The sequence below is a fragment of the Mesorhizobium sp. WSM4814 genome, assembly GCF_055811595.1.
Map to the genome: position 1 here is coordinate 119,378 of NZ_JBVVQT010000016.1, position 23,819 is coordinate 143,196.

A 23,819-nucleotide genomic window follows, 5' to 3' on the forward strand; every position below is an offset into this window, starting at 1 on the left:
TTGGGTCTAACATAGGGATGGCGCCCTTCATTGCCAAGCAGAACAGCATGTCGCGGTTAAGCTTTCGCCCATGATCAACCGGTAGTGTGGCCGCCGAAAGGCGGGGCAGGAAGTCGCGGCGCGCCGATCAGCGCGGCGACAATTCCGGCCAGCGCCAGGTCGAAGGACGGCAGGAAGCGGGCAAAGGGCGCGACGACCGGGCATACCGCCATTCCCGGCGACATCGGGCTATCGCCTGGATGTTCGCTTGCGCGCCACAGCACCGGCTCGGCCGCCAGAGCCGCGCGGACAAGGCTCGGCGGCGTACCGTTTTCAGCAATTGCCTGTCTTGCAGCACGCGCCGCGCCGAGCGGCGCGATCAAAACTTCACCCGGCTCGTCGCCCAATGTGATCCTCCGGCGACCGTCCCAGAGGGCATTGTTCACGGCAGGCGCAGCGGGCGGCAGGTTGCGGGTTTCGCGACGCAGGAAGATGCCGGCACTCCGCGCATCGACCACCGTCCGCGACAAAGTAGCGCAAAACGGGGCAGCCAAAATTGGGATTGTGCCAGGAGGTCCGGGCCTCAGCCGGTTGAGCAGCGCCTCGCTGCGAGCCTGACCGGGCAGAAACGCAACGCCGCCGACAGTCGCCAGCAGGATGCGCAGCGCATATACGGCCGCCGCCTCGTCGACGGCTGTCGCAAAGCCCGGATCGAGACGGACAAGGCCAGCGGCGGGCCTGCTGGCAAAGCCACTGATCAGCGCGGCGGCGCGATGGCCAAGCTGCTCGCGCTCCACCGCAGCCCGCGCGGCCAGCACCAACGCGTCTTCCCGCGCACCATCGCGGTCGGCAAGCGCTGCGCGGATACGCGGCCTCTCGAAAGCCTTGTCTTCATTGGTCGGGTCTTCGGCCCAGCCGACATTCGCGCGCCGCAGGACTTCGCGCAGCGCCGCACGCCGTGTGCCGAGAAGCGGCCGTGCGATCCAGATCCGCCAGTCATAGAGGGTGGCCGGTGCCATGCCGGCTAGACCTCGCTCTGGCTCTCGCGCCCCCTCCTGGCGAGCTTGCCGCATCAGCACGGTCTCCGCCTGGTCGTCGGCTGTGTGGCCGGTCAGGATAAGGCCGATACCTTCCGCCTGCGCCGCCTCGGCCAGCAGCCGGTAGCGTGCCTCTCGCGCGGCAGCCGGCAGGCCGGTCGACGGCTTGCGTTCGGACCAGACCAGGATGCGGTGGGCAATGCCGCGCCCGGCGCAAAGCCTGGCCACGGCCTGCGCTTCCGCTGCCGAGCCCGGCCGCAGAGCGTGATCGATCGTCACAGCCAGCAATTTCGTTGCCGGCGCGGTACGGTCGAGGTGATCTTTGAGGAGAAGGAGGAGGGCGGTCGAGTCGCTGCCGCCGGACACGGCCGCAACAGCGCCGCTGGTAAAGTCGATCTGCGAAAAAACCGAACGGTCAGGCTCGGTTTCGGGCATCAATGCATGTCGCCCAAAAGTGGCCCCGGATTTGGGGCAACAAGTCCTGGGGCAACGACATGCAGGAGAAAAACTAGCACGCCGCGAGCGCCCTTTCCTGCTTGACGCGTTCCTTGAGCGCGCCGGAAACGTTCGGATAGCGCTTGCCGATCTCGCCGAAAGTGGCGCAGGCCACGTCGCGCTGGTTCAATCCGACCAGCGACACACCGAGTTTCAGCAGCATGTCGGGAGCCTTCTTGGCCTTCGGATAGTCCTTGCTGGCGGCGAGGAAAGTCTCGGCCGCGTCGCGATACTTCTGCTGGCCGAGCAGCGACTCACCCAGCCAGTAATGCGCGTCCGCCGTCTTGGCGTCCTTGGGGAAGCGGGCGATGTGGTCGCGAAAACCCTGTTCGGCAGTGCCGTAGTCGCCCGACAGGATGAACTGATAGGAATTGCGGTAAAGCTCCTCCGGGTCGTCGGTGGCGGGCAGCGCCGCGACCACCGTATCGTCGGACTTGCCGGCCTGCGTGCCAGCGGCCTGGTCGCCGGGGACAGGGGCGGTGTTCTGCGCCGGTGCATGTGCCTGCGTGTTGCCCTCGATCACATTGCCGTTCTTGTCGACGGTGATGGTGCCGAACGTCTTCGGCGGCGTGCCCGGGATCACCGCGCCGGGTTCGCCTGTCGGTGATTCGACGATGACCTCCTGGCCGCCGGCGGGCGGTGTGCCCGCATCGGCCGGCGCATGCGTCGCCGGAGCCTCGGCGACGCTGCTGTCGGTGTTGGTGGTTGCGTCCGACTTCTTCTGCTCGCGTGGCTGCTGCGCGCCTTGTGAGCCGCCTTCCAGCTGCTGGAAACGGAACTCGTTATCTTCCTGCTGTTTGCGGATCTGCTCCTGCATCTGCAGCACCTGGAAGTTGAGCTCCTCGATCTTGCCGTTCATTTGCCGGAGTTGTTCCTCCAGCGCGGTAGTGCCGGTGCCATCCTGCGCAAATTGCACCTGATCCGGTTTCTTTTTTTCACCGAAAATGCCGAGCGTCGGCAGGCGCAAGGAGAAACCGCTTTTTTCTGTGCCTTGCTCATTGCCTACTGCCGGGGCAGCGACGCTTGATACGAGCAGCAACGCAAGCGTGCCGCTCAAGACCGATCTGAAATGCATGTGCCTCTCGCCGTGGATTGTTTGCCTGTTGCATGCCTTCCGATCGGAGTGGACCGTCAGGCGCCTCGGTTATTACCAAGGACGCAGGACTTCGGCCAAATTTTGTTTCAAGTCCCACATCCGGGCGCCGGACATGAAAAAGGCGGCCGCAGCCGCCTTTCCCACGTAGGTGTTGCATTTCTGCCGATTGGAAAATTACCGATCAGGAACCGGCGCCGCTGATCGTGGTGACGGCGCGGCGGTTCTGCGACCAGCAGGAAATGTCGTCGCAAACCGCGACCGGACGCTCCTTGCCGTAGGAAATGGTCTTCAGGCGCTGGGCGGAAACACCCCTGGCGACGAGGAAGTCGCGGGTGGCGGCGGCGCGGCGGGCGCCGAGCGCCAGATTGTATTCGCGCGTGCCGCGCTCGTCGGCATGGCCTTCGATGACGATGGCATATTGCCTGTACTGGTTCAGCCATTGCGCCTGCCGCGAAAGCGTCGTCTGCGCGTCGGCGCGGATCGAGGACGAATCCGTATCGAAAAAGATGCGGTCGCCGATGTTGACGGTAAAGTCCTGGGCCGATCCGGGCGTTGCCGCCCCGGCGCCGCTGAGACCGAGATCGGCGGCGCTGTTCAGGTTCTTCTTCGAGGCGCAGCCGGCGATGGCGAGCAACGCCACCAGCGCGATCATCGCCGGGTTTCTGGTAAGTGCTGCGATACGGCCCATGCCGCCTCTCCTTCGCAATTCGAGTGATTTCGTTGATCGTCCAGTAACCACGTTTGGGTTAACCGGCGTTCAAGAAACACGGTTAAAATTTGGTTTCGGCTGCCGTCCACAGCCGTTTTGCCCAACGGGAATCCGAGGAGGCAACAATGCGCGCGGACCGTAGGCAGAAATGCGGCTGAAACGCGACCAAGCCGTGGAAAGTTGGAATTGAAGAATTGAAGAATTGAAGAATTGAGGAAAGAGGTCACCTCAGCTTCTCTCTGAGATTGACCAGCATTCCGTAAATGCGGGCATAGGATTGCAACCACTCGTCGCGTTGCGCCTGGGTGATATACTCCAGATCGAACGCATACGAAATCCACGTCTCCACTTCACTGCATGACCCTATCGCCATCGAAATGAACCGTGCGAATTCGGGCTTGGAGCGGGTCTGTTTGGCAAAACCCTCAGCCAAATTGGCGCAGATCGCCTTGCTGGAACGACGTAGTTGATCGGCGAGCGCGTATTGCTCCATTTTCGGAAAAGCAAGCGTGGCTCTGTGTACCCCAAGGGAAACTGCATAGGCACGCTTATAGACTTCCAAATCCCTCGCGTGCTCGATGTAGGCCGCTGCCTTCTCCATCCTTCAGTTCTTCAACTCGTCAATTCCTCAATTCCTCAATTCCCCTTCCTGCCTATTCCAGCAGCGGCGACCAGGCCGGGTCCGAAGCGAAATTCGAGGTCGGGATCGACTGTTCATTGCGGCCGGTGAGATCGACCGAAACGAGTTTCGGGCCGCCGGCTGAATCGCGGAAGAACATCAGCACCCGGCCGTTGGGAGCCCAGGTCGGCCCCTCCTGCTGGAAGCCGGTTGAAAGGATGCGCTCGCCTGAACCGTCGACGCGCATGACGCCGATCTGGAACTCGCCGGCGGTCTGCTTGGTGAAGGCGATGAGGTCACCGCGCGGCGACCATACCGGCGTCGAATAGACGCCGTCGCCGAAGGAGATGCGGGTCTGGCCAGAACCGTCGGCGCCCATCACATAGATCTGCGCGCGGCCGCCGCGGTCGGAGGTGAACACCACCTTGCTGCCATCCGGCGAATAGGACGGCGAGGTGTCGATGGCCGTCGAATTGGTGAGCCTGGTCGTCGAGCGGCTTCTCAAATCCATCGCGAAGATATTGGAATTACCGTCGTCGCGCAGCAGGCTCATGATCACCTTCTGGCCGTCGGGCGAGAAGCGCGGCGCAAAGGTCATGCCGGGAAAGTCGCCGACCAGTTCGCGCTGCCCGGTCTCGATCTGCAGCAGATAGACCTTCGGCTGGCCGCTTTCATAGGACATGTAGGTGATTTCCTGCCGGTTCGGCGAGAAACGCGGGGTCAGCACGATTGACCTGCCATCCGACAGGTAGCGGATATTGGCGCCGTCCTGGTCCATGATGGCGAGGCGCTTCTTGCGCGCGTTCTTTGCACCCGATTCGTCGATGAAGACGACGCGCGTGTCGAAATAGCCTTTTTCGCCGGTCAGCCGCTCGTAGATGGCATCGGCGATGATATGGGCGACGCGCCTGGTGTTGGCGTCGTTGGCGAAGAACTGCTCGCCCGACATCTGCTGGCCGGCAAAGGTGTCCCACAACCGGTACTGGGCGCGGACGCGGCCATCGGCCTCCTTGCTGACGCTGCCGGTGACCAGCGCCTGGGCGTTGATCACCTTCCAGTCCTCGAAGCGAGGCGTGGCATCCGGGTTGGAGATCTTTTCGATGAAGGCGCTCTTTTCGATCGGCGCGAACAGGCCGGAGCGTTTCAGATCGGCGCTGACGATGCCGGAAATCTCCGCGCCCAACGCATCGCCGCCCTGGAAATCGGTGATGGCGATCGGCAGCGGCTCGACATTGCCTTTGTTGACATTGAGCTCAACGAGCGCCCGCGCCGGCAAGGTGGCGGCGGCAGTCATGCCCAGCGCCATCGCTACGATCATCAGGAGCGGCTTGAGGATGGATTTCATATCTTCTCGCTTCTCTTCAATGTTTCTACGGGGCGCCAGGCTCATAAGCCCAGCATCTCCCTCGGATCGAACCTGACCCTGACGTCGGCCCAGATGTCTTGTTTGCCTGCGGGAACCTGCAGGCCGGCCACATCGCATTTCTGAACCGCGCGCACGGCACTTTCGTCGAACGGGCGGTTGCCGCTCGATTTTTCGACAGTAGGCCGGCCATCCAGCTTGCCGGAAGCGTCCAGGTTGAACTGGATCACAGCGACGAAATTCTCCGAACCCTCGAGCCCTACCGGCAGCGTCCAGCAATTACTAAGCTGGGCCTCCAACGCCCCCATCTCAGACTTCGAGAGCTTCTGACCCTGGTTTTTGTCCCCACCGAGCGATGCCTGCTGGGTCGAGCGCTTGGCGCCGCCGCCGGACGGCTTGCGCTTGTCGAGCAGCGCCGAAATCTCGTCGGCGTTGAACTGCTTGTCTTCCGATTTCGGCCTGGACGAGGCTTCCTTGACCGGCTTGTCGGCGTCCTTGCGCTCGGGCGCCTTGGCGCTTTCGGCCTGAGCCGGCTCCGGCTTCGGCCGCGCCTGCGGGGCGGGCGCCGAGTCCGGAAGCTGCGTCTCCTCGGTTGGCGGCTCCTTGGCAATCGCTTCGGCGACGGCGTCCGGCTTGACCTCAGGCTTCGGGTCGATGGCAGCGGTCTTGTCCTGCGGCGGCGTCGGCGCCGGCTCCTTGGCCGGAGTCGGCTTGGGTTCCGCCTGCTTGACCGGCTCGGGCTTGACCTCTTCCTTCGGCTGCGGCACCGGTGCGACCTCCGTCGCCGGGACAGGCTTCGGCTGCTCCTTCGGTTTCGGCACGTCCTCGGGCTTCGGCTTCTCTTTCGGCGTCGGGGCCGGCGGCGGCGCCTCAGCCTTGTCGACCGGCTGGGGCTTGGGATCCGGCGTCGGCGGCTTGTCGGTATCGACGCTGGCGTCGCCAACCGTCTGCGCGTCGGCCACGATGTCGGGACGCTGGGTCGGCAGTGGAGCCGGCTTTTCGCGCACCGCAGCTTTCTTGTCGCCTTTCTGTATCTGCGCGATCGCCTCCATCGGCACGATCTCGACCGCCAGAGACTCGGCGTCGGACGCCGGCAAGGCCGCCGGCGCCGACAGCGTGAACAGGCCGAAGCCGATCGCGACCGCATGCAAGATCACCGATGTGGTCAGGCCGGTTCTCATCTAGCGTCTACTGATCCTGTTTCGGCAGTGAAAGCAGCGCGATGTTCTTGTAGCCGGCGTCCTGGATGAGACCCATCACTTCCATCGCGGCGCCATAGTTGGTAGTCTTGTCGCCGCGGATGAAGAGGCGCTCTTCGTAGCCGGTCTTGGAAATCGCCTGCAGCTTGGCGACCAGCTCTTCCTGCGGAATTTCGGTCTCCTGCAGGAAAATCTTGCCCGTGCCGTCGATCGTAATCGTGATCGGCTGGGTATCGGCGTTCATTGCCTTGGCCTTCGTCTCCGGCAGGTCGACCGGCACGCCGACCGTCAGCAAGGGCGCGGCGACCATGAAGATGATCAACAGCACCAGCATCACGTCGACCATCGGCGTGACGTTGATTTCCGATATCATGGCGTGATGGCGGCCGCGCCGCCTGTGGCCGCGACCACCGCGTCCCCCGCCACCCGCGCCTACAGACATTCCCATGATTGTTCCTCAGGCCTTCTGCGCGACTTTTTCATCGATTTGGCGCGAGAGTATGGCGGAGAACTCGTCCGCGAACCCTTCCATGCGCACGGCGATCTTGCTCGCGTCCGACGACAGCTTGTTGTAGGCGATGACGGCGGGGATCGCCGCCAGCAGGCCTATTGCCGTGGCCAGCAGCGCCTCGGCAATGCCGGGCGCGACCACCGACAGGCTGGTGTTCTTCGATGCCGCGATCGCCTGGAACGAGGTCATGATGCCGATCACGGTGCCGAACAGGCCGATGAACGGCGCCGCCGAGCCGGTGGTGGCGAGAAAGCCAAGCCGTCCTTCCAGTTTTTCCATTTCGCGGGTCAGCGCCAGGTCCATCGCCTTGTCGATGCGGGTCTGCAGGCCAAGCGGCGATTTCGCCCCCTTCTCGAAACTCTTCTTCCATTCGCGCATGGCGGCGACGAAGATGGCGCCCATGCCTGACGTCTTGCGGTCGGCGAGCGTGCGGTAGAGCTCTTCCAGCGACTGCCCGGACCAGAACACCTGTTCGAAGCGATTGAGCGCGAGCCGCATGCGGCCATAGGCGACGAGCTTGTCGACGATGATCGCCCAGGTCCAGATCGAGGCGCAGAGCAGCCCGATCATGACCAGCTTGACCACCCAGCCGGCCTGCGTGAACAGCGCCCAAATCGACAAATGCGCGCCCGGTTCGGCGAGTGCGATATTTTCCATGGTTACGTCCTTAAGAATTTTCCGGGCACGGCTGGCGGCTGGCCCATAGGCATCCCTTGTAATCCGTTCGCGCAAAGCTTGCGGAATAACCCCAAAATGCACCGTAGGCGGCCTTTTCAGGGCAAATCTTGGTGAAAGGAAGGCGCTGGATTCCTCCAATCTTCACCACTCTCTTCATGAACCGTTATGGTTAAGGATGGGTTAGGACGCACAGCGCGGCGCATTGCCGCGCCTTGGGCGAGCCACCTGGCATCGTCAGCGGATCATTGGGATCGGTAGCTTGCCGATTTGAACTACCGATTTGTCTCGGGCATGAAGGTTGCGATCCATTCCTTCGGAAAGCGCCTTGGCCGGCCGTTCTCGCCGATGATCGCCGCCTCGACCCGCGCCTCGACCAGCACCTTGCCGCCGCGCTTCAGCTGCTGAGCCATGAAGATGCGGGCGCCCGAAATGTCCTCGGTGCGCGTCTCGATGGTCAAGACATCGTCCATGCGGGCGGAGCCGCGAAAGTCGATCTCCATGCGCCGCACCACCCAGATTATTCTTTCGCCGTGCTTGCCGTCGGCAAGCTCGGTGTGGTGGACGCCGGCAAGCCTGAGATAATCGGAACGGCCGCGCTCGAAGAATTCGAGATAGCGCGCGTGATAGACGACGCCGGAGAAATCGGTGTCGGCATAGTAAACCCGCGCCATCAGCCGGTGGCCGAATTCGGTCAGCGCGCCGGAAAGCCCGGCGCAGAGCGCCGCCGATTCACCATGATCGTCCATCGCGCTTTCCTTTTTTGGCCTGGCCGGGCACCTAGAGCGCGACGCGGTTCAGGTTCCGGGCGCGTCGTTGTCGCAAAACCGCTGCACAGTTTTGGGCGACACGCATTAACTTGGCGCATGAAACCGATGGCACTGTTGACGGCGATGATCAAGACCTCGATGGCGGCGCTGCTTGTGCTGGCCGCGCTGGTGCCGCCGGGCCAGGCGGCGAGCTTTATGATGAAGCGCGGCCTCAATCTCGACCAGTGGACGACATGGCCGGGCGAGGACAAATGGGGCGACCGCCGGGCAATCCTGCCCTATCCGGAATGGCGCAAATTCCTCAACGACGACGACCTCAAGGCGCTGAAGAGCGCCGGCTTCGATTTCCTGCGCATGCCCGTCGATCCGTCGCCGTTTCTGTCCGGCGAGACGCTGGCGCTGCGCGACGAGCTCTATGCCAGCGTGCTGGCCTCGGTGCGCATGATCAATCGCGCCGGCTTGAAGGTGATCGTCGACATGCACCTGATCCCTAGCGGCAGCAGCCGCAAGATCGGCATGGGAGAGGTGATGGACGATCCACAAATGTTCGACGCCTATGTCGAAATGGTGCGCAAGATGGCGCGCACGCTGGCCGATGAGGATCCGCGCCAGGTCGCTTTCGAGTTGATGAACGAGCCGGTCGTCGACTGCGACGCCGAGGGCGCCGGCCTGTGGCCGGAGCGCCAGCAGAAACTGTTCGCGGCGGCGCGTTCGTCAGCCACCAGGCTCACCCTGATCCTGACCGGCGCCTGCTATTCCGATGCGGCATCGCTGGCAAAGATCGATCCGATGGCGATCCCCGACGACAACATCATCTGGACCTTTCACTCCTACGACCCGTTCCTGCTGACCCATCAGGGCGCGACCTGGGCCGGCGACTTCATCCCCTATATCACCGGCCTGCCCTATCCGCTCAGCGCCGTCTCGCGCGCCAAGCTGGATACTGCGCTCGATACGATCCGCGCAAGGATCAAGGCCGAGGCGCCATGGGCGCGCCAGAGCGGCCTGCTTGCCTATCTCGACGAGCAGGTCGCCAGCCTGGACACCGACGAGGAGCTGCGCGAGACGATGGAGGCGCCGTTCACCAGGGTCGAGGCCTGGGCAAAGGCCAATGGCATCAAACCGGAGAACATCACGCTCGGCGAATTCGGTATGATCCGCCAGGAATACGGCAATGCCTACGTGATGCCGGCCGAATACCGTGCCGCTTATGTCAGGGACATGATCGCGCTCGCCGAAGCCCATGGCTTCGCATGGTCGGTCTGGAGCCATGGCGGCGCCTTCGGCATCGTCGACGCTTTCGACGGCGACAAGGCCGAGCCGGATGTGATGGATGCGATCAGGTCACTTCATTGAAGTGCTGAACCCAGGTCGATCGAAAGAATCTCTGGGCGCATCCCGAAACGCACCGGCAGGATGCTGAAACCGAGGCCTCCGGAGACGATCAGGTTGCGGTTCTCCTCCACGACATGGCCGTAGGCAAAACGGTTGCCGAAGCGGGACGGCACGACCGGAGAATAGCCGAGTAACCGCACCTGTCCACCATGGGTATGACCCGAAAGAGTCAACGATACCCGTGATGGGACCTTCGGAAAAATGTCCGGCTCATGTGCCAGCAGGATAACAGGAGCCTTGTCGCTTACCTTTGCCAGCGTGCCGCGCAGATCGTCCAGTCCTTTGAACCTGCTGCGGCCCCAGGCCTTGCCCGGCCGCAGCGCAAGTTGGTCGGCAAGTCCGGCGACCCAGAAGCCATGCCCGTCTTTTTCCAGGCGCACCACATCGTTTTCCAGGACCGGTATGCCGGCGCTCTCGAGCGCCCGGCGCGCCACCGTCGGCCCCAACCCGGCCTTCTGCGCGGAAAGGTCTTCCCACCAGTCATGATTGCCAAGGATTGACCACACCCCGAGTGGCGCCTTCAGGCCTGACAATGCCGGCGCCCATTCGGAGGAGCCCACCCAGTCCGTAACCAGGCGTGTGCCGGCTGCATAGTCGCCAAGCAGGACAATCAGATCCGGCTGCAGGCTGTTCGCCCGTTCGGCAAGTGACCTGATCCGCTCCGGCGTCATCCATGGCCGACAGGCATGAATATCGGCGAGAGCGACGACGCGAAGCCGCAATCCTGCGGGCCAGTTTGGCGGGGTCAGTGAATAGCGCTTTACATGTGTCAGCAGCATCGGCTCGAGGCCAACCGCATAAAGCACTGAGCGACACGGCAGATAGGAAGGAACCGCCGATGAGGCGCAGGAAGCCGCGTCTGGTGATCATCGCTCAACCCCGTCATTCGTGGAACCGACGGTCCCACAGCGAAGCGTTAGAGCCGGCAAATGCGCCGGCAAGCTGACCAGGATTAGGAGATTTTGCGCAGGAATGGAGCCGCAAGGCCGCGCGGCTACTCTTCCTGGAACAGGCTGATCTGCTGCTGCGCAAGGTCCTTCGGCGCATCGAGGCCGAGATGCCGCCAGGCATTGGCAGTCAGCACGCGGCCGCGCGGCGTGCGCTGAATAAAACCCTGCTGGATCAGATAGGGCTCGATGATGTCCTCGATGGCGTCGCGCGGCTCGGAAAGCCCTGCCGCGATGGTCTCGATGCCGACCGGGCCGCCGCCAAAATTCCGCGCGATCATCGAGAGATAGCGGCGGTCGAGCGCGTCGAGGCCGAGCGCATCGACCTCGAGCCGCGTCAGTGCCTCGTCGGCGATCTGCCGGTCGACGTGACCGTCGCCGGCGACCGAGGCAAAATCGCGCACGCGGCGCAACAGCCGGCCGGCGATGCGCGGCGTGCCGCGCGCGCGTCTTGCGATCTCCAGCGCGCCATCGTCGCCGAGCGGCATGGCAAGGATGCGGGCGCCGCGCCGCACGATCTGTTCCAGTTCCTCGACCGAGTAGAAATTGAGGCGGACCGGAATGCCGAAACGGTCGCGCAGCGGATTGGTCAAAAGGCCGAGCCGGGTGGTGGCGGCGACCAGGGTGAAGCGGGCAAGATCGATCTTGACCGAGCGCGCCGCCGGCCCTTCGCCGATGATCAGGTCGAGCTGGAAATCCTCCATCGCCGGATAGAGGATTTCCTCGACCGCCGGGTTGAGCCGGTGGATCTCGTCGATGAACAGCACGTCGCGGTCTTCGAGATTGGTGAGCAGTGCTGCGAGATCGCCGGCCTTGGCGATGACCGGACCGGAGGTCGAGCGGAAATTGACGCCGAGCTCGCGTGCCATGATCTGCGCCAGCGTCGTCTTGCCGAGGCCGGGCGGCCCGACGAACAGCACATGGTCGAGCGCCTCGCTGCGGCCCTTGGCTGCCTCGATGAACACTTTGAGATTGGCCCGCACCGCCGCCTGGCCGACGAAATCACCGAGCGTCTGCGGACGCAAGGTCTGCTCGGCGTCCTCGCCGCGCTTGTCGGGAGCAATGAGGCGTGGCGAAAGGCTCATCAGGCGCGCCCACTTCCATCGCGATCGCCGGCGGCGTGGCGACCGACGACATCCCCTAGCGCGGCGTCGATTTCCTCCAGCGTGGCAGGCCCGCCGGGCGGATTGCCCAGAAATCCGGCAAGGTCGGCAAATCTAAGATTGCGCGGCGTTCCTATCAGAAGACCGTCCATGACCGTCCACGCAACCGTATCGCCCGCCTTGAGCGACAACGCGTCCCGGACTTTCTTTGGAATCGTAAGCTGCCCCCTGGAGGTCAAGCCCGCATATCTGCCCATGCTCTTGTTCCTAGTCGGAATTTATTTCTCGGGCAACGGTCTCACCGCGCCAGTTCCTTCAGCCCGAAGCGGATCAGCTTCGACGCATCCGCATCCTCGCCGGCGCTTTTCAGCGCCGCCGCCACCGCATTGGCGGCGGTATCGCGCGAATAGCCGAGATTGACCAGCGCCGAGACGGCGTCGGTGATCGGCGCCGGCGCGACGCCTTCGCCAAGCTCCTGCTTCAGGCCGATGGTGCCGGAGGCAGCGCCTGCAAAGGCCGGCGCCTTGTTCTTCAGTTCGGTGACGATGCGCTCGGCCACCTTCTTGCCGACGCCGGGCGCGCGGCTGACCATGGCAATATCACGCAGCGCGATGGCATTGGCGAGATCGGCCGGCGCCAGCGTCGAGAGAATAGCCAGCGCCACCTTGGCGCCGACGCCCTGCACATTGCTCATCAGCAGCCGGAACCATTCGCGCTCCAGAACCGACTGGAAACCGTACAGCCTCAACATGTCTTCGCGGACATAGGTCTCGATGAACAGCACCACCGCCTCGCCGGGGGCCGGCAAGGCGGCCAGCGTGCGCGTCGAGCAGTGGGCGACATAGCCGACGCCGTGCACGTCGACGATGCAGAAATCCTCATCGATCTCGTCCAGCGTGCCTTTTAGCTTGCCGATCATGTGTGGTCCTTCATGCCAGCGCCGCCAACCTGTAGACAACACTCTGCCGATGATGCGCGTGGCAGATGGCAATGGCCAGCGCGTCGGCGGCATCGTCGGTGTCGAACGTCGCCTTCGGCATCAGCACCTTGACCATCATGTGGATCTGCTTCTTGTCGCCATGGCCGACGCCGATCACCGCCTTCTTGACGGCGTTGGGCGCATATTCGGCAACGACCAGGCCGGCCAGCGCCGGCACCAGCATGGCGATGCCGCGCGCCTGGCCGAGCTTCAGGGTCGCGGCCGCATCCTTGTTGACGAATGTCTGCTCGACGGCCGCCTCGTGCGGCATGGCGGCGTGCAGGATCTCGGCAAGCCCGTCATGCAACTGGCAAAGCCGTGTCGCCAGAGCCGCCTTGTCGTCTGAACGCACGGTGCCGGAGGCGACGAAGCGCAGCGAGTTGCCGAGGCTTTCGACGATGCCCCAGCCGGTGCGCCTCAGCCCCGGATCGATGCCGATAATGCGAATCGTTTCCCCCATCCGCCAAGTCTACCCGTGGCGGACAGCGATGCCAGCGAAATGTGAACAAACCAGAAACAGGTTCTGCTGCGTCCCACAGGCTGTTTGAGAGGTCGTTCTGACGAGACAGACGGCGTGGTTTGCGAGAACCGAAGCGGAGCGGACATTTGGGTCCGTGAGCCGCGCGTAGATCCCCTCGCTTCAATTCCGATGTCGTAGCGCATCGACGATGACCTTGAACGCGGGAAGATTTTGACGACGGCTCGGATAGTAGAGGAAATAGCCTTCAAAAAGCGGCGACCAATCGTCCAGAAGCTGAACCAGCTTGCCACGTGCGATGTGCTGCTCGACGATGTTCTCCGGGACGTAGGCAACGCCGTATCCACTGGCCGCCGCATCGATCATGGCATAAGTATTATTGAAGGTCAGTTGACCGTTCACTCGAACGCGGAGCGCCTGCCCATCCTTCTCGAACTCCCAGGCGTAAAGGCCGCCGGCGCTTTCATGACGCATGTTGATACAGAGATGCCGAATCAGTTCTTGCGGGTGCTCGGGCACACCATGCGCGGCGAGATAGGCAGGCGAAGCAATGGCTACCAGACGCCAGTCGGGACCGATGCGCACCGCGATCATATCCTTCTCAACGCTCTCTCCAATCCGGACGCCGGCGTCGAAGCCTTCCTCAACGATGTTGCGGAAGGTGCTGTCCAGGATCAGTTCGACGCTGATATCGGGATAGGCGACAAGCACCGGCTTGAGCTTGGGCCAGACCACGCTTTCGAGTGCATGGTCGGACAGGGTCAGCCTGATCGAGCCTGACGGCTTGTCGCGGAGCGCCGTCAGCGCCGCGATCTCGTCGTCGATTTCGGCGATGCGCGGCGCAATTGTCTGCAGCAGCCGTTCGCCCGCGATCGTCGTTGCGACGTTGCGCGTGGTGCGGGTCAGCAGGCGGATGCCCATGCGCGCTTCGAGCTGCTTGATTGTATGGCTGAGCGTCGATTGCGCCACGCCCAGCTTTGCCGCAGCCCTGGTGAAGCTGCGCTCCTCGGCGACAGCCTGGAACCAGGTCAGTTGGTTGAGGTCGGTCCTGCTCATGAGGCTCCTTCCGCCGTCCCGGGCTCAGATTATTCGACCCGGTCGATAAGTCCATTCCGATTTCGACGGCTACTCGACTTATTCCAAAGCCATTAGGTTGCGCTCTGGGGAGCGACGAATACCCCGATGTCGGTGATCTGGATGACATGGATGCCGCAAAATGCGGACGATGCGCCGAGGCCACCGGCAGCCTGATGGTTGCGGCGATCCAGGCTTCGATCCTTCTGGGCGCGGTCGTCGGAGGGGTGCTGACGATCTCCGCCACGTTCGTCGGCAGCGTGATTCTGGCTGGCATCGGAATCATGCTGATCGGAAATGGGCGGCGTCTGCTCAAGCCCCGAAGAGGACTGGCCAAGGCAGCGAGTGGCTCAACTCCAAGCCAAACTTACAGGAGATCAGAAGTGACCGCGAATAGCCCTGATACGAAAACGTCAGTGCGTGAAATCCACCGGCGCGAGCTTTTGAAGCTGACCGGTGCCGGCGTCGCCACCTTCAGTGCGGCGCCTCTCTTCAACCTTCCCTTCGCAAAGGCTCAACACATGTCAAACGGTGCAAACAATTTCTATACCAGCGGTCAGGTGACTCTCGAAAAGGTCGCCTTCAAAAGCCAATATCAGGCAAATGTCGCCGGGAATCTGCTCCTTCCCAAGAATCTCGACCGCGCAGTGCGGCATCCGGCTATCGTCGTCGGCCATCCCATGGGCGCGGTGAAGGAACAGAGCGCGACCCTCTACGCCACGAAGATGGCCGAGCAGGGCTTCGTCGCCATGGCGATCGACCTGCCCTTCTGGGGCGAGAGCGAGGGCGAAGCTCGCCAGATCGTTTCGCCGGATGTCTATGCCGAGGCGTTCAGCGCGGCGGTGGACTTCCTCGGGACACGCGAGTTCGTGGACCGCAACCGCATTGGCGCGATCGGCGTCTGCGGCAGCGGCAGCTTCGTCATCAGCGCCGCCAAGATCGACCCGCGCATGCGCGCCATCGCCACGGTCAGCATGTATGACATGGGCGCGGCGAACCGGAACGCACTCAATCACTCGCTAAGCGTCGAGCAACGAAAGCAGATCATCGCGGCGGCCGCCGAGCAGCGCTACTCCGAATTCGACGGCGGCCAGATCCAGTATACGGGCGGAACTGATCTCGAACTGACCGCGTCGACGCATCCCATCCAGCGTGAGTTCTACGATTTCTATCGGACACCCCGTGGCGAGTATACCCCGGCGGGTGTCTCCGACCAGATAACGACCAAGCCGACGCTGACCAGCAACGTCAAGTTCATGAACTTCTATCCGTTCAACGACATCGAGACGATCTCGCCGCGCCCTATGCTGTTCATCAGCGGCGATCAGGCGCATTCGAAAGAGTTCAGCGAGGAAGCTTACAGACTGGCAGCCGAGCCGAAGGAACTGGTCTGGGTCCCGGGCGCCGGTCACGTCGACCTTTATGACCGTGTCGACCTCATTCCCTTCGAAAAGCTGACGCGCTTCTTCGGTCAGCATCTGGCCGCTTAACAGGGCCGTATCATCGAAGGATGCGGCCGTGGGCCAGAAACCATGGGCATGGCTGCGCCAATCGGGAGCCCTGAAATGACACGTGACGCCGCATGGCTTTCGCGCCGCAGCTTGCTGGCAGGTGCTGCCAGCTTCGCGTTTCCCTCTTTGGTGCGCGCTTCACAACCCCGGGCAAGGAAGGAGCACCAATGCGCCTGAGATTTGTTTTTACAGATCAGGACTTCACGGTGACGCTGGACGACAACCCTTCCGCGCGCGATCTGGTCTCGATGCTGCCGCTGGACCTGACGATCGACGACTATTCGTCCAACGAGAAGATCGCCTATCTGCCGCGCAAGCTCACCGAGGAAGGCAGCGGTCGCTTCGGGAACGAGGCAGTTGGCGATCTTTGCTACTACGCCCCTTGGGGCAATCTTGCGATGTTTCATGGTCCCTATCGGTCGTCGCGCGGCCTGCTCCGGCTCGGGCGCCTCGATCAGGGGCCAGCGCCGCTTCTGGTGCGCGGAGAGCATCCGCTGCGCGTCGAAATTCTTCCTGAGATCGGAAGGCTACCGCGCAATGGATGAACGCCGCCTCCCGCGCCCCACCTTACTGCAAGACGTTCAAATTTGAGCTTTCGCATTCATGTTTTGTCGAGCGTATCTCTTAGAGTCGCTTAAACCTTCTGCGCCGTAAGTTTTAGCCGTGCTGAATCGCCGTCAGCGCCGATGACGACGAAATAGGAGAACGCAATGGCTCGCAATCACGTTGAACGCCTTGAAGAGTTCAGGGAAATCCTGGTCGCGACTCGACGCGAAGGAGTCCGTAACGTGCACCATACCCGCGACGCAATGCGGGCAAGCGGCTTTCAGATCGGGGACAGCGACGGCTCCAGCTACGGAGCCAAGCTAAAGGAGCTCCAAGAGGAAATCGAGGCAGTCGATCGCGCCCTCGAAGACGAGAAACGGCTGGCCTTCGCCCTTGAAAGTGCGGCTCAACCCCGCCGACCAGTTAAGCCGAGAATCGTGAAGGGAACATAGAGTCCGCGACGGCCCTTGCTGCCCGTCGCGTGGATATGCCTGCGACATCGTGTCGGGCTCGTCGCCGCCGTGCTACAGAGCCGTGAACGTCATCCGTTGCCATCAAACGGGGCGGCCGAAGCCGCCCTCATCGTTGTCGATGCCGTCGCGACCCTCGCCAGCGGCGTTCTTCAGGTATCCGATCTGAAACGGATCGCGGTCGATGCGATCGTGCGACCGCGCCATTTCCGCAAGATCTTCTCCATCGCCTTGCCCCTGGCAAGCTCGTCGATCAGCTTGTCGAGATAGCGGATTTCCTTCATCAGCGGGTCTTCGATGTCTTCCACCCGGACACCGCAGATCACCCCCGTGATCAAATTCCGAGAAGGATTCAGTTGAGGCGCCTGATCAAAGAAATCCTTCAGGCTGGTTTTCTTCCCCAGCTGGGCGTCCAGCCGCTTCTGGGTGTAGCCCGTCAGCCAGCGGATGATCTCATCGACCTCGGCTTTGGTGCGGCCTTTCTTTTCTGCCTTGGCGACATAGTGCGGATAGACGCTGGCAAAGCTCATGGAATAGATTCGATGCTCGGTCATTGCACCCCCTTATGCGGGCTGGACCAGAGGTTTGAAACAGCGCCGCAGATGTTCGATGCTGTCGGCGTCAATTCTACCCGTGCTCGTCGCCTCGGCAATGCTTTGATCGCGTCGATCGCATCCTGCGACGAGTGGATCCGGACGTCGTTATTGATCTTGCCTTCAACGGATGACCGGTCGCGCTACTCGGGCACAGGTTTGGCTATCCTACCGGGCAATGCAAGATCCAGTGCCTGTCTAGCCTGCCACTGGGGAGTATGGGGACTAGTGAGCGCGTAAATGGCGCGTTTGCGCAATTATGCTCGAAACCAGCCCGGCGGCTTGCGGCCCCATTTCGGCCCAAACACGATTTGAGGATTGGCCCACAAAAGGACGCTCCTGGCGCTTAGCGGAGAATTATCGAGCAGTCTCTCAGCCGCGGGCGAAAGCCGTGTTGAGCAGCGTGATCTGATCGGAAACCGGATTGATGCGGCGGCCGGATGGAGCGGCCTCGGCCACGGCGCCGCCGTAGATTTCCTCGTCCATGCGACGCACCAGCGCCTGCAGGCGCAGCGAGCGGTCGATGAGGTCAAGAAAATCCTTGGGCAGTTCGACCCAGCCTGCGGCATCGTTGTTGGCGGAAGCGGTATCGAGACGCACCTTGGATTTTTCGGAAGCAACCTGATCGCGAGTCATCTCGCCGGAATTCGCGGCGCGCTGCAGAAGCAGCCATGAGGCGACCTGCATCAGCCTCGTGGTCAGTCGCATCGACTCGGCCGCATAGAGCGTCGCCGCCAGCCTGGACAGTTTCTTCGCCTCGGCCCGGCCCTTGCCGTCCAGATATTCGGCCGCCTGCTCGACCAGGCCCATGCCTTCCTGGTAGAGCGGCTTGAAGGATTGGGAGAAAACCCGGCGCTCCGCCAGCTTGATGGTTTTCGCGCTTCCCATCGAAGGATCGTTCATCGATACGCCCTGCACTTGCCTTACAGCCGGCCGAATCGGCGTCATCGCCGTCACGCCTGCACCCTATATGACCGAGGCTTGAAAATGCGCTTCGCCGCCGGTGAAGGCAAGCACATGTTTAACAAACGGTTAACGGCGGCGCAGCGGCACGGGCGACCGGCAATCCGAATCGCCGAAAAAAAAGAGCCGCGGATAAGGCGGCTCTCAGGAGTTTAACAGGGAGGCGTCAAACAAAGTGGCTCCAACCACTCGGTAAGAATCCAGATCACTGGATGCGCATAGTAAACGCCCGTAAAGCTTAATGAAGCCTTAACAGCGTGGATATTTTTTGAACAAGCGTCGCCCGCCTGTGCCGTAACAGCACAACAACTCCAGGCTTTTTGGGGCCTAGACCTTTGGACTCAGGCCTTTTGCGTCTCAGCATGCCGCTCTGCCTTCCACACCACCGGCAGCGCGATATAGGCGAACAGCAGCAGCCCCGCGTAAAAGCCCATCGAGGATGTTGCCACCAGCGGCTCGATCGCCGGGTTGCCAGCAAGCATGATGTAAAGGCCGATCAACAGGCCAGTGCCACTGATTGCCGTCAACCAGAAATGCACGGTGGCAAGCGTCTTTTCCGCGACTGCCGGAAACAGATGGTAGAAGAAGGCGAACACCGCCGACATCAGCCATCCGGCCACCATGATGTGGGCGTGGGTTGGCATCTGCGCATGATCTTTGCTGATCGCCATCTGCAGGCCGAGCGCCATTCCGACCAGTGCGTAGACAACGGCCAGTGTGAAGAAGTTTCGTGCTACCTTTTGCATTGTGTGCCCCGATTTGCCTTTTCCCGTCATGGGAATGGGTTGAGATCAGGCGGTCGCCCCGCCACCGGGTCCCCGGCATCGGCGCATTAGCATCGGCAATGTTTCTGGACGATGTCGCATCGCGCCCGACCCTTCCCCGGCGCTGCCAGAATAGCCGAAAACGGCGTGACGCGCTTGCGCAATCCTTGAGCGTTGCCTTCCGGCCGTGTCTCACAGGACGCCCAAACAAAGCCGGCTACCACGCGACGCAATCTAGAGAAGGCCGGCGATCCCGTCCCACAGGAGCTTGACCGCGACGACCGCTACGGTCGCATAGGTGAAGGGGTAGAACAGTTCCGGTCGCATCCGCCGCACCAGCCAGGCGCCGGCGATGGTCGAGATCGGCGCCAGCGGCAACAGAACCGCCGATGCGGTCAGGTTGGTGGTGTCGAACTGTCCGAGCGCAAAATAGGGCATGAGCTTCAACGCGTTGGTGGCGGCAAAGAAGATTGCGGCGGTGCCCGACAGCACTTTCGGATCGAGCCGGATCGGCAGCGCATAGACCTGAAAGGGCGGACCGCCGACATGGGCGACGAAGCTGGTGAAGCCGGCGACCGTCCCCCAGAATGCGGCAGCCGCGCGGTTGGGCTCGGCCGAATGGCTCGCACCGTGCCGCATTTGTAGATAGACCCAGCGAAGCACGAAGATGATTGCCACGGCGCCGACGATCAGCCGCACCATTTCCGCTGTCACCAGCGCCGCGGTCAGCCAGCCGAGGCCGATGCCGATCACCGCGCCCGGCATCATGTCCGCAAGCATCTTGCGGTCGTAGACACCCCGCCATGTCCAAACCGAGACGATGTCCATCAGGCACAGTATGGGCAGCAGGATGGCGGCTGCCTGCACCGGCGGCATGGCCAGCGCCATCAGCGGCACGCCGACGAATCCGACCGCACCGCCAAAGCCGCCCTTGGACAGACCGACCAGGATGACGGCTGGAATGGCGGCGGCATAGAACCACGGATCGAGAAGCAGGCCTGACATCGGCGGGGAGCAGTTGGAGGGAAAGCGTGCAGACGCTGGAATAGCCGATAAACCTTCGCGCCGCGACTGCAAATGCGCACACGACGCTGTGGTCGTTCGTGCTGAGGCCTGTCACGGTTTTGAGGAGGCAGTTGCGCCGAGTGGCGGCGGGCGCCTGCGGATCGGCTGCGCCTTGATGATGGCTGTGCTCGTTTCGGCCTTGTCGGCGATACGGTCGAGAAGCTTGTCGAGGTCGCCGATCGAGCGCACGAACAGCCGGGCAACAAAGCAGTCGTCGCCCGTCACCTTGTCGCATTCGCCAAATTCCGGAATCTCCTCGATCAGCTTCTGGACAATATGCAGCTTGCCCGGCAAGGGCCGGATGCGAACGATTGCCTGCAAAGTGTAGCCGAGCGCTTGGGGATCGATTTCGACGGTGAAGGCCCTGATAACGCCACGATCCTCCAGCCGACGCAGGCGTTCCGCGACACTCGGCGATGACAGTCCTACCTGCTGGGCCAGTTCCTTCAACGAGGTTCGCGAATCCTTGATCAGGCTTTCGAGAAGGCGTCGGTCCAGATCGTCCAGCATTTGACATTCCCAAGGAAAAGGCCGTCTTCACCTTATTTAATTAGGCATAACGGGCATATCACCCGGCGCAAATTATTGAAAGCGCTGATGCGGCATGGGATTATCAACCATCAGCGTTTCGAGAGGCAATATTCATGGACAGCACGGTGCGTGGCACGGTCGAAATGACGGCCGCAATGGTGATCCTCGGCACGATCGGATGGTTCGTCGTCATGTCTGGCGAGCCCATCATGGACGTCGTCTTCTGGCGCTGCGCCTTCGGCGCTATAACGCTGCTGATCATCTGCGCTGCCCTGGGGCTGCTGCGCGGCACGCTGTCACTGCGCATCGTGGCGATTGCGGCCCTTGGCGGCGCGGCCATCGTCATCAACTGGCTGCTGCTGTTCAGCTCCTTTTCCCGCGCCTCGATCTCGATCGCCACGGCTGTTTACAACACGCAGCCCTTCATGCTGGTCGGCTTTGGCGCGCTCTTCTTCTCAGAGCGGCTGACCCTGACAAAGCTGGCCTGGCTTGGCATCGCCTTCGCCGGCATGCTGCTGATCGTGCAAGGCTCGCCTGATGCCGGCTCCGATGCAGGCCCCAATACAGGTAATGTCGGCACGGATTATATTATCGGCATCGCGATGGCGCTGGGTGCGGCTTTCTTCTGGGCCGTCGCCGCCATCGTCACCAAGAAGCTCAAAGGCACTTCGCCGCACCTGATCGCCCTCATCCAGGTCTGCGTCGGCGTCGTCATCCTGGCACCCTTCGCCAACCTTTCCCACCTTCCCGCCGACGTGTGGAGCTGGAGCATGCTGGCGACGCTTGGCGTCGTCCATACCGGTCTGATGTACATCCTGATGTACGGCGCCATTCAGAAACTGCCGACCTATCTGCAGGGGTCGCTGTCCTTCATCTACCCTGTGGTCGCGATCCTGGTCGATGTCGTCGCCTTCGGCCACCGGCTGCATCCGGCCCAGATGGTCGGCGGCGCCGCCATCCTGGTTGCCGCCGCCGGCATGAATCTTGGCTGGATGCTGTGGAAATCGAAGACCCCAGCCGAGAGCACCCAGGCAATCAAGTGAGGCAACAACGTCGCCGTGCGACAATCATGCGCCAACGGTCCTGGCCGCCCGCCTGTTCAAGGCCGGCACTTTGCTCTATGCCGCAATGCAACCATCTTCGCCCGGCATAGGCGAAAACCGGGGTCAAAAACCAATGAACGACGCAACGCCTCCAAATCGCTGCCGCATCGTGCTGATCGCGCCGCCCGGCATGCCGGCTGAGCACATCGGCGCGGCGTTCGAGGGCGGCGACGTCGCCTCGCTGATCCTGCCCGAAAACGACATGGACGAAGCCTCCTTCCAGGCCTTCGCCGAACAGATCGTGCCGGCGGCGCAAGCGGCAGGCATCGCTGTCATCATTGCCGGCGACACCCGCATCGCCGGCCGCGTCCAGGCCGATGGCCTTCATGTCGAGGCCGGCAAGGCCGAACTCGCCGAGACGATCGAGCGTTTCCAGGCAAAAATGATGGTCGGCACCGGCGGCGCCAAGACTCGCGACGATGCGCTGGAACTCGGCGAACTCAGGCCCGACTACATCTTCTTCGGCCGCTTCGGCTACGACAACAAGCCGGAGCCGCACCCACGCAACCTGTCGCTGGGGCAATGGTGGGCGGATGTGATCCAGATCCCTTGCATCGTCATGGCCGGGTCCGACATCACTTCGGTGGAAGCGGTGGCTGCCACCGGCGCCGAATTCGTGGCGCTGTCCAGCGCCGTCTTTGCCGAGGGCATCGACCCAAAGATGGCAGTCGCCAGCGCCAACGCGCTGCTCGACGAAACCGCGCCGCGTTTCGAGGACTGACGTGCCCGCGCCGACAATCCTTTTTGGTGCTTTGCTTGCGCAGCTCACGGTGCAGGTCGCCGTGGCGGAAACCGTCCCATTGCCGCAACCGAAGCCCGACACCGCTGCAAGCACGGACAAGCCGATCGCCACGCCGCTGCCGCAGCCCGCCACCACGGCGCCGCTGCCGTCGGCCGACGCCATTAATCCCGACCGCTTCGGTGCAAAGCCGTCGGATTCTGCCTATGGCGCCTTCCAGCGCGGCCTTTACAAGACGGCCTACAACCTCGCTCTGGTTCGCGCCCAGAACGGCGATCCGGCGGCGCAGACGTTGATCGCCGAGATATTGTCGCGCGGCCTTGGCGTGCCGGTCGACGCTGCGGAGGCGGCCAAGTGGTACGCGCTTGCCGCCGAGCAGGGCATACCGGAATCGCAGTTCCAATATGCGCTGATGCTGCTCGACGGCCGCTACGTCAAGAAGGACGAGAAAGGGGCTTACGCGCTGATGCAGGCCGCCGCCGAGGCCGGCAACCGTCTGGCGCAGTTCAATTTCGCGCAGCTGCTGGTGCGGCAGGACCCCGGCGATGCCGGCATCGCAAAGGCCGTGTCCTATTATCAGCGCGCCGCCGCGACCGGCCTTGCCGACGCGCAATATGCGTTGGCGCAGGTCTATGCCAATGGCGTCGGCGGCAAGCTGCGCGACGATGCCCAGGCGCGCGGCCTGCTGGCGCAGGCAGCAAGGCAGAACTACGATACGGCGCAGATCGATCTCGCTGCCTGGATGATCGAGGGACGCGGTGGCGCCCGCGACCTGAAGTCCGGCTTCGGCTGGATGAAACAGGCCGCCGAGGGCGGCAATGTCGCCGCCCAGAACCGCCTCGCCAAGCTTTACATGGGCGGCATCGGCACCGATCCGGATCCGATCCTTGCCGGCGCCTGGTACGTCGTCGCACGGCGCGCCGGGCTGATCGATCCGGAGATGGACGATTTTCTGCAGGGCCTGACCGACGACCAGACCAAGCAGTTGCTGCAGAAGGCCAACCGCCTGCCGTAAAGCGTCGCGGACAGTGAATATCAGGCAGCGGATGCTGACGAGGGAATGGCTCCGCCCCCCACTCCTCTCACGCCACCCCTTGCCCGCTCC

At 62.7% G+C, this 23,819-nt stretch carries 25 protein-coding genes and 2 pseudogenes; 7 read left to right on the plus strand and 20 right to left on the minus strand.

Translation table 11 applies throughout. From position 1 onward, the window contains the following. Window positions 1-74: 74 nt before the first annotated feature. From tilS to ybgC, 9 genes are all read right to left on the minus strand, one after another. Window positions 75-1,451 (minus strand): tRNA lysidine(34) synthetase TilS, encoded by a 1,377-nt coding sequence (gene tilS / locus AC0L2V_RS22440; RefSeq protein WP_473512264.1) that lies wholly within the window; start codon window positions 1,449-1,451, stop codon window positions 75-77. A 73-nt stretch (window positions 1,452-1,524) separates the two neighbouring features. Beyond that, a complete protein-coding gene (gene ybgF / locus AC0L2V_RS22445; protein ID WP_473512265.1) occupies window positions 1,525-2,586 on the minus strand; it encodes a tol-pal system protein YbgF in 1,062 nt (353 codons plus the stop codon). 202 nt (window positions 2,587-2,788) lie between these two features. Next, window positions 2,789-3,295, minus strand: a complete 507-nt coding sequence (pal, locus tag AC0L2V_RS22450; protein WP_027152911.1) for a peptidoglycan-associated lipoprotein Pal — start codon at window positions 3,293-3,295, stop codon at window positions 2,789-2,791. 244 nt (window positions 3,296-3,539) lie between these two features. Continuing rightward, complete coding sequence (locus AC0L2V_RS22455) at window positions 3,540-3,917, minus strand: four helix bundle protein (RefSeq protein WP_473517995.1); 378 nt, start codon at window positions 3,915-3,917, stop codon at window positions 3,540-3,542. Window positions 3,918-3,969: 52 nt separating this feature from the next. Further along, window positions 3,970-5,253: a Tol-Pal system beta propeller repeat protein TolB gene (tolB, locus tag AC0L2V_RS22460; RefSeq protein ID WP_473512285.1), complete on the minus strand. Its 1,284-nt coding sequence runs from the start codon at window positions 5,251-5,253 to the stop codon at window positions 3,970-3,972. A gap of 68 nt (window positions 5,254-5,321) precedes the next feature. Further along, complete coding sequence (locus AC0L2V_RS22465) at window positions 5,322-6,479, minus strand: energy transducer TonB family protein (protein WP_473521204.1); 1,158 nt, start codon at window positions 6,477-6,479, stop codon at window positions 5,322-5,324. Between the two features lie 7 nt (window positions 6,480-6,486). Beyond that, window positions 6,487-6,945, minus strand: coding sequence for a protein TolR (gene tolR, locus AC0L2V_RS22470; protein WP_202365580.1), 459 nt, complete (start codon window positions 6,943-6,945; stop codon window positions 6,487-6,489). A gap of 9 nt (window positions 6,946-6,954) precedes the next feature. Further along, on the minus strand, window positions 6,955-7,665 hold the full coding sequence (gene tolQ, locus AC0L2V_RS22475; RefSeq protein ID WP_091593415.1) for a protein TolQ: 711 nt from the start codon (window positions 7,663-7,665) through the stop codon (window positions 6,955-6,957). Window positions 7,666-7,958: 293 nt separating this feature from the next. Then, window positions 7,959-8,432: a tol-pal system-associated acyl-CoA thioesterase gene (ybgC, locus tag AC0L2V_RS22480; protein WP_473521205.1), complete on the minus strand. Its 474-nt coding sequence runs from the start codon at window positions 8,430-8,432 to the stop codon at window positions 7,959-7,961. A 126-nt stretch (window positions 8,433-8,558) separates the two neighbouring features. Here ybgC and AC0L2V_RS22485 point away from each other — a divergent pair, with 126 nt between their 5' ends. After that, window positions 8,559-9,809, plus strand: a complete 1,251-nt coding sequence (locus AC0L2V_RS22485) for a glycoside hydrolase family 5 protein (protein WP_473521206.1) — start codon at window positions 8,559-8,561, stop codon at window positions 9,807-9,809. On the opposite strand, the pseudogene AC0L2V_RS22490 reads toward AC0L2V_RS22485, so the two are convergent. The 6 genes and pseudogenes from AC0L2V_RS22490 to AC0L2V_RS22515 all read right to left on the minus strand — a co-directional run bounded on the left by AC0L2V_RS22490 (window position 9,803) and on the right by AC0L2V_RS22515 (window position 14,411). After that, window positions 9,803-10,718, minus strand: a pseudogene (locus tag AC0L2V_RS22490) (metallophosphoesterase). The gene AC0L2V_RS22485 and the pseudogene AC0L2V_RS22490 sit on opposite strands and share 7 nt — an antisense overlap. Window positions 10,719-10,842: 124 nt before the next feature. Further along, the gene (gene ruvB / locus AC0L2V_RS22495; RefSeq protein ID WP_027152903.1) at window positions 10,843-11,880 is read right to left on the minus strand and encodes a Holliday junction branch migration DNA helicase RuvB; all 1,038 of its coding nucleotides are present in this window, start codon (window positions 11,878-11,880) and stop codon (window positions 10,843-10,845) included. Continuing rightward, window positions 11,880-12,155: an AbrB/MazE/SpoVT family DNA-binding domain-containing protein gene (locus AC0L2V_RS22500; RefSeq protein ID WP_473512269.1), complete on the minus strand. Its 276-nt coding sequence runs from the start codon at window positions 12,153-12,155 to the stop codon at window positions 11,880-11,882. The genes ruvB and AC0L2V_RS22500 overlap by 1 nt, the downstream gene beginning before the upstream one ends. 41 nt (window positions 12,156-12,196) lie before the next feature. After that, entirely contained in the window at window positions 12,197-12,817 is a 621-nt protein-coding gene (gene ruvA / locus AC0L2V_RS22505) for a Holliday junction branch migration protein RuvA (RefSeq protein ID WP_473512270.1), read from the minus strand. Between the two features lie 10 nt (window positions 12,818-12,827). Next, window positions 12,828-13,337 carry a crossover junction endodeoxyribonuclease RuvC gene (ruvC, locus tag AC0L2V_RS22510; protein ID WP_287319837.1) on the minus strand — a complete coding sequence of 170 codons (510 nt, stop codon included), beginning with the start codon at window positions 13,335-13,337 and terminating at the stop codon, window positions 12,828-12,830. Between the two features lie 180 nt (window positions 13,338-13,517). After that, the gene (locus AC0L2V_RS22515) at window positions 13,518-14,411 is read right to left on the minus strand and encodes a LysR family transcriptional regulator (protein ID WP_473521207.1); all 894 of its coding nucleotides are present in this window, start codon (window positions 14,409-14,411) and stop codon (window positions 13,518-13,520) included. 401 nt (window positions 14,412-14,812) lie between these two features. Here AC0L2V_RS22515 and AC0L2V_RS22520 point away from each other — a divergent pair, with 401 nt between their 5' ends. The 3 genes and pseudogenes from AC0L2V_RS22520 to AC0L2V_RS22530 all read left to right on the plus strand — a co-directional run bounded on the left by AC0L2V_RS22520 (window position 14,813) and on the right by AC0L2V_RS22530 (window position 16,938). Continuing rightward, window positions 14,813-15,919 carry an alpha/beta hydrolase gene (locus AC0L2V_RS22520; protein WP_473521208.1) on the plus strand — a complete coding sequence of 369 codons (1,107 nt, stop codon included), beginning with the start codon at window positions 14,813-14,815 and terminating at the stop codon, window positions 15,917-15,919. 75 nt (window positions 15,920-15,994) lie between these two features. Then, window positions 15,995-16,485, plus strand: a pseudogene (locus AC0L2V_RS22525) (cyclophilin-like fold protein). Window positions 16,486-16,650: 165 nt separating this feature from the next. Next, window positions 16,651-16,938 (plus strand): hypothetical protein, encoded by a 288-nt coding sequence (locus tag AC0L2V_RS22530; RefSeq protein WP_473521209.1) that lies wholly within the window; start codon window positions 16,651-16,653, stop codon window positions 16,936-16,938. 170 nt (window positions 16,939-17,108) lie between these two features. On the opposite strand, the gene AC0L2V_RS22535 is transcribed toward AC0L2V_RS22530, so the two are convergent. The 5 genes from AC0L2V_RS22535 to AC0L2V_RS22555 form a co-directional block, all read right to left on the minus strand. Beyond that, the gene (locus AC0L2V_RS22535; protein ID WP_473521210.1) at window positions 17,109-17,510 is read right to left on the minus strand and encodes a DUF2200 domain-containing protein; all 402 of its coding nucleotides are present in this window, start codon (window positions 17,508-17,510) and stop codon (window positions 17,109-17,111) included. 411 nt (window positions 17,511-17,921) lie between these two features. After that, entirely contained in the window at window positions 17,922-18,452 is a 531-nt protein-coding gene (gene rcdA, locus AC0L2V_RS22540; protein WP_091593429.1) for a protease adaptor protein RcdA, read from the minus strand. A 401-nt stretch (window positions 18,453-18,853) separates the two neighbouring features. Then, window positions 18,854-19,258, minus strand: a complete 405-nt coding sequence (locus AC0L2V_RS22545; RefSeq protein WP_091593430.1) for a hypothetical protein — start codon at window positions 19,256-19,258, stop codon at window positions 18,854-18,856. A gap of 252 nt (window positions 19,259-19,510) precedes the next feature. Further along, window positions 19,511-20,281: a sulfite exporter TauE/SafE family protein gene (locus AC0L2V_RS22550; protein WP_473521211.1), complete on the minus strand. Its 771-nt coding sequence runs from the start codon at window positions 20,279-20,281 to the stop codon at window positions 19,511-19,513. Between the two features lie 111 nt (window positions 20,282-20,392). After that, entirely contained in the window at window positions 20,393-20,851 is a 459-nt protein-coding gene (locus AC0L2V_RS22555) for an Lrp/AsnC family transcriptional regulator (protein WP_091593435.1), read from the minus strand. A gap of 134 nt (window positions 20,852-20,985) precedes the next feature. On the opposite strand from AC0L2V_RS22555, the gene AC0L2V_RS22560 reads away from it, so the two are divergent. The 3 genes from AC0L2V_RS22560 to AC0L2V_RS22570 all read left to right on the plus strand — a co-directional run bounded on the left by AC0L2V_RS22560 (window position 20,986) and on the right by AC0L2V_RS22570 (window position 23,729). After that, window positions 20,986-21,915 carry a DMT family transporter gene (locus tag AC0L2V_RS22560; protein ID WP_473521212.1) on the plus strand — a complete coding sequence of 310 codons (930 nt, stop codon included), beginning with the start codon at window positions 20,986-20,988 and terminating at the stop codon, window positions 21,913-21,915. A gap of 133 nt (window positions 21,916-22,048) precedes the next feature. Continuing rightward, the gene (locus tag AC0L2V_RS22565; RefSeq protein WP_091593557.1) at window positions 22,049-22,696 is read left to right on the plus strand and encodes a thiamine phosphate synthase; all 648 of its coding nucleotides are present in this window, start codon (window positions 22,049-22,051) and stop codon (window positions 22,694-22,696) included. A 1-nt stretch (window position 22,697) separates the two neighbouring features. Then, window positions 22,698-23,729, plus strand: coding sequence for a tetratricopeptide repeat protein (locus AC0L2V_RS22570; protein WP_023800000.1), 1,032 nt, complete (start codon window positions 22,698-22,700; stop codon window positions 23,727-23,729). Window positions 23,730-23,819: the final 90 nt, after the last annotated feature.

Bases quoted from the DNA above. Each gene is read 5' to 3' on its own strand.
- ruvC (WP_287319837.1), bottom strand. From the start codon at position 13,337: ATGGGGGAAACGATTCGCATTATCGGCATCGATCCGGGGCTGAGGCGC.
- AC0L2V_RS22515 (WP_473521207.1), bottom strand. From the start codon at position 14,411: ATGAGCAGGACCGACCTCAACCAACTGACCTGGTTCCAGGCTGTCGCC.
- ybgC (WP_473521205.1), bottom strand. From the start codon at position 8,432: ATGGACGATCATGGTGAATCGGCGGCGCTCTGCGCCGGGCTTTCCGGC.
- AC0L2V_RS22565 (WP_091593557.1), top strand. From the start codon at position 22,049: ATGAACGACGCAACGCCTCCAAATCGCTGCCGCATCGTGCTGATCGCG.
- tolQ (WP_091593415.1), bottom strand. From the start codon at position 7,665: ATGGAAAATATCGCACTCGCCGAACCGGGCGCGCATTTGTCGATTTGG.
- ybgF (WP_473512265.1), bottom strand. From the start codon at position 2,586: ATGCATTTCAGATCGGTCTTGAGCGGCACGCTTGCGTTGCTGCTCGTA.
- tilS (WP_473512264.1), bottom strand. From the start codon at position 1,451: ATGCCCGAAACCGAGCCTGACCGTTCGGTTTTTTCGCAGATCGACTTT.
- ruvB (WP_027152903.1), bottom strand. From the start codon at position 11,880: ATGAGCCTTTCGCCACGCCTCATTGCTCCCGACAAGCGCGGCGAGGAC.
- AC0L2V_RS22535 (WP_473521210.1), bottom strand. From the start codon at position 17,510: ATGACCGAGCATCGAATCTATTCCATGAGCTTTGCCAGCGTCTATCCG.
- AC0L2V_RS22500 (WP_473512269.1), bottom strand. From the start codon at position 12,155: ATGGGCAGATATGCGGGCTTGACCTCCAGGGGGCAGCTTACGATTCCA.
- AC0L2V_RS22555 (WP_091593435.1), bottom strand. From the start codon at position 20,851: ATGCTGGACGATCTGGACCGACGCCTTCTCGAAAGCCTGATCAAGGAT.
- AC0L2V_RS22455 (WP_473517995.1), bottom strand. From the start codon at position 3,917: ATGGAGAAGGCAGCGGCCTACATCGAGCACGCGAGGGATTTGGAAGTC.
- tolB (WP_473512285.1), bottom strand. From the start codon at position 5,253: ATGATCGTAGCGATGGCGCTGGGCATGACTGCCGCCGCCACCTTGCCG.
- AC0L2V_RS22465 (WP_473521204.1), bottom strand. From the start codon at position 6,479: ATGAGAACCGGCCTGACCACATCGGTGATCTTGCATGCGGTCGCGATC.
- pal (WP_027152911.1), bottom strand. From the start codon at position 3,295: ATGGGCCGTATCGCAGCACTTACCAGAAACCCGGCGATGATCGCGCTG.
- AC0L2V_RS22485 (WP_473521206.1), top strand. From the start codon at position 8,559: ATGGCACTGTTGACGGCGATGATCAAGACCTCGATGGCGGCGCTGCTT.
- AC0L2V_RS22560 (WP_473521212.1), top strand. From the start codon at position 20,986: ATGGACAGCACGGTGCGTGGCACGGTCGAAATGACGGCCGCAATGGTG.
- tolR (WP_202365580.1), bottom strand. From the start codon at position 6,945: ATGGGAATGTCTGTAGGCGCGGGTGGCGGGGGACGCGGTGGTCGCGGC.
- rcdA (WP_091593429.1), bottom strand. From the start codon at position 18,452: ATGAACGATCCTTCGATGGGAAGCGCGAAAACCATCAAGCTGGCGGAG.
- AC0L2V_RS22545 (WP_091593430.1), bottom strand. From the start codon at position 19,258: ATGCAAAAGGTAGCACGAAACTTCTTCACACTGGCCGTTGTCTACGCA.
- ruvA (WP_473512270.1), bottom strand. From the start codon at position 12,817: ATGATCGGCAAGCTAAAAGGCACGCTGGACGAGATCGATGAGGATTTC.
- AC0L2V_RS22530 (WP_473521209.1), top strand. From the start codon at position 16,651: ATGGCTCGCAATCACGTTGAACGCCTTGAAGAGTTCAGGGAAATCCTG.
- AC0L2V_RS22550 (WP_473521211.1), bottom strand. From the start codon at position 20,281: ATGTCAGGCCTGCTTCTCGATCCGTGGTTCTATGCCGCCGCCATTCCA.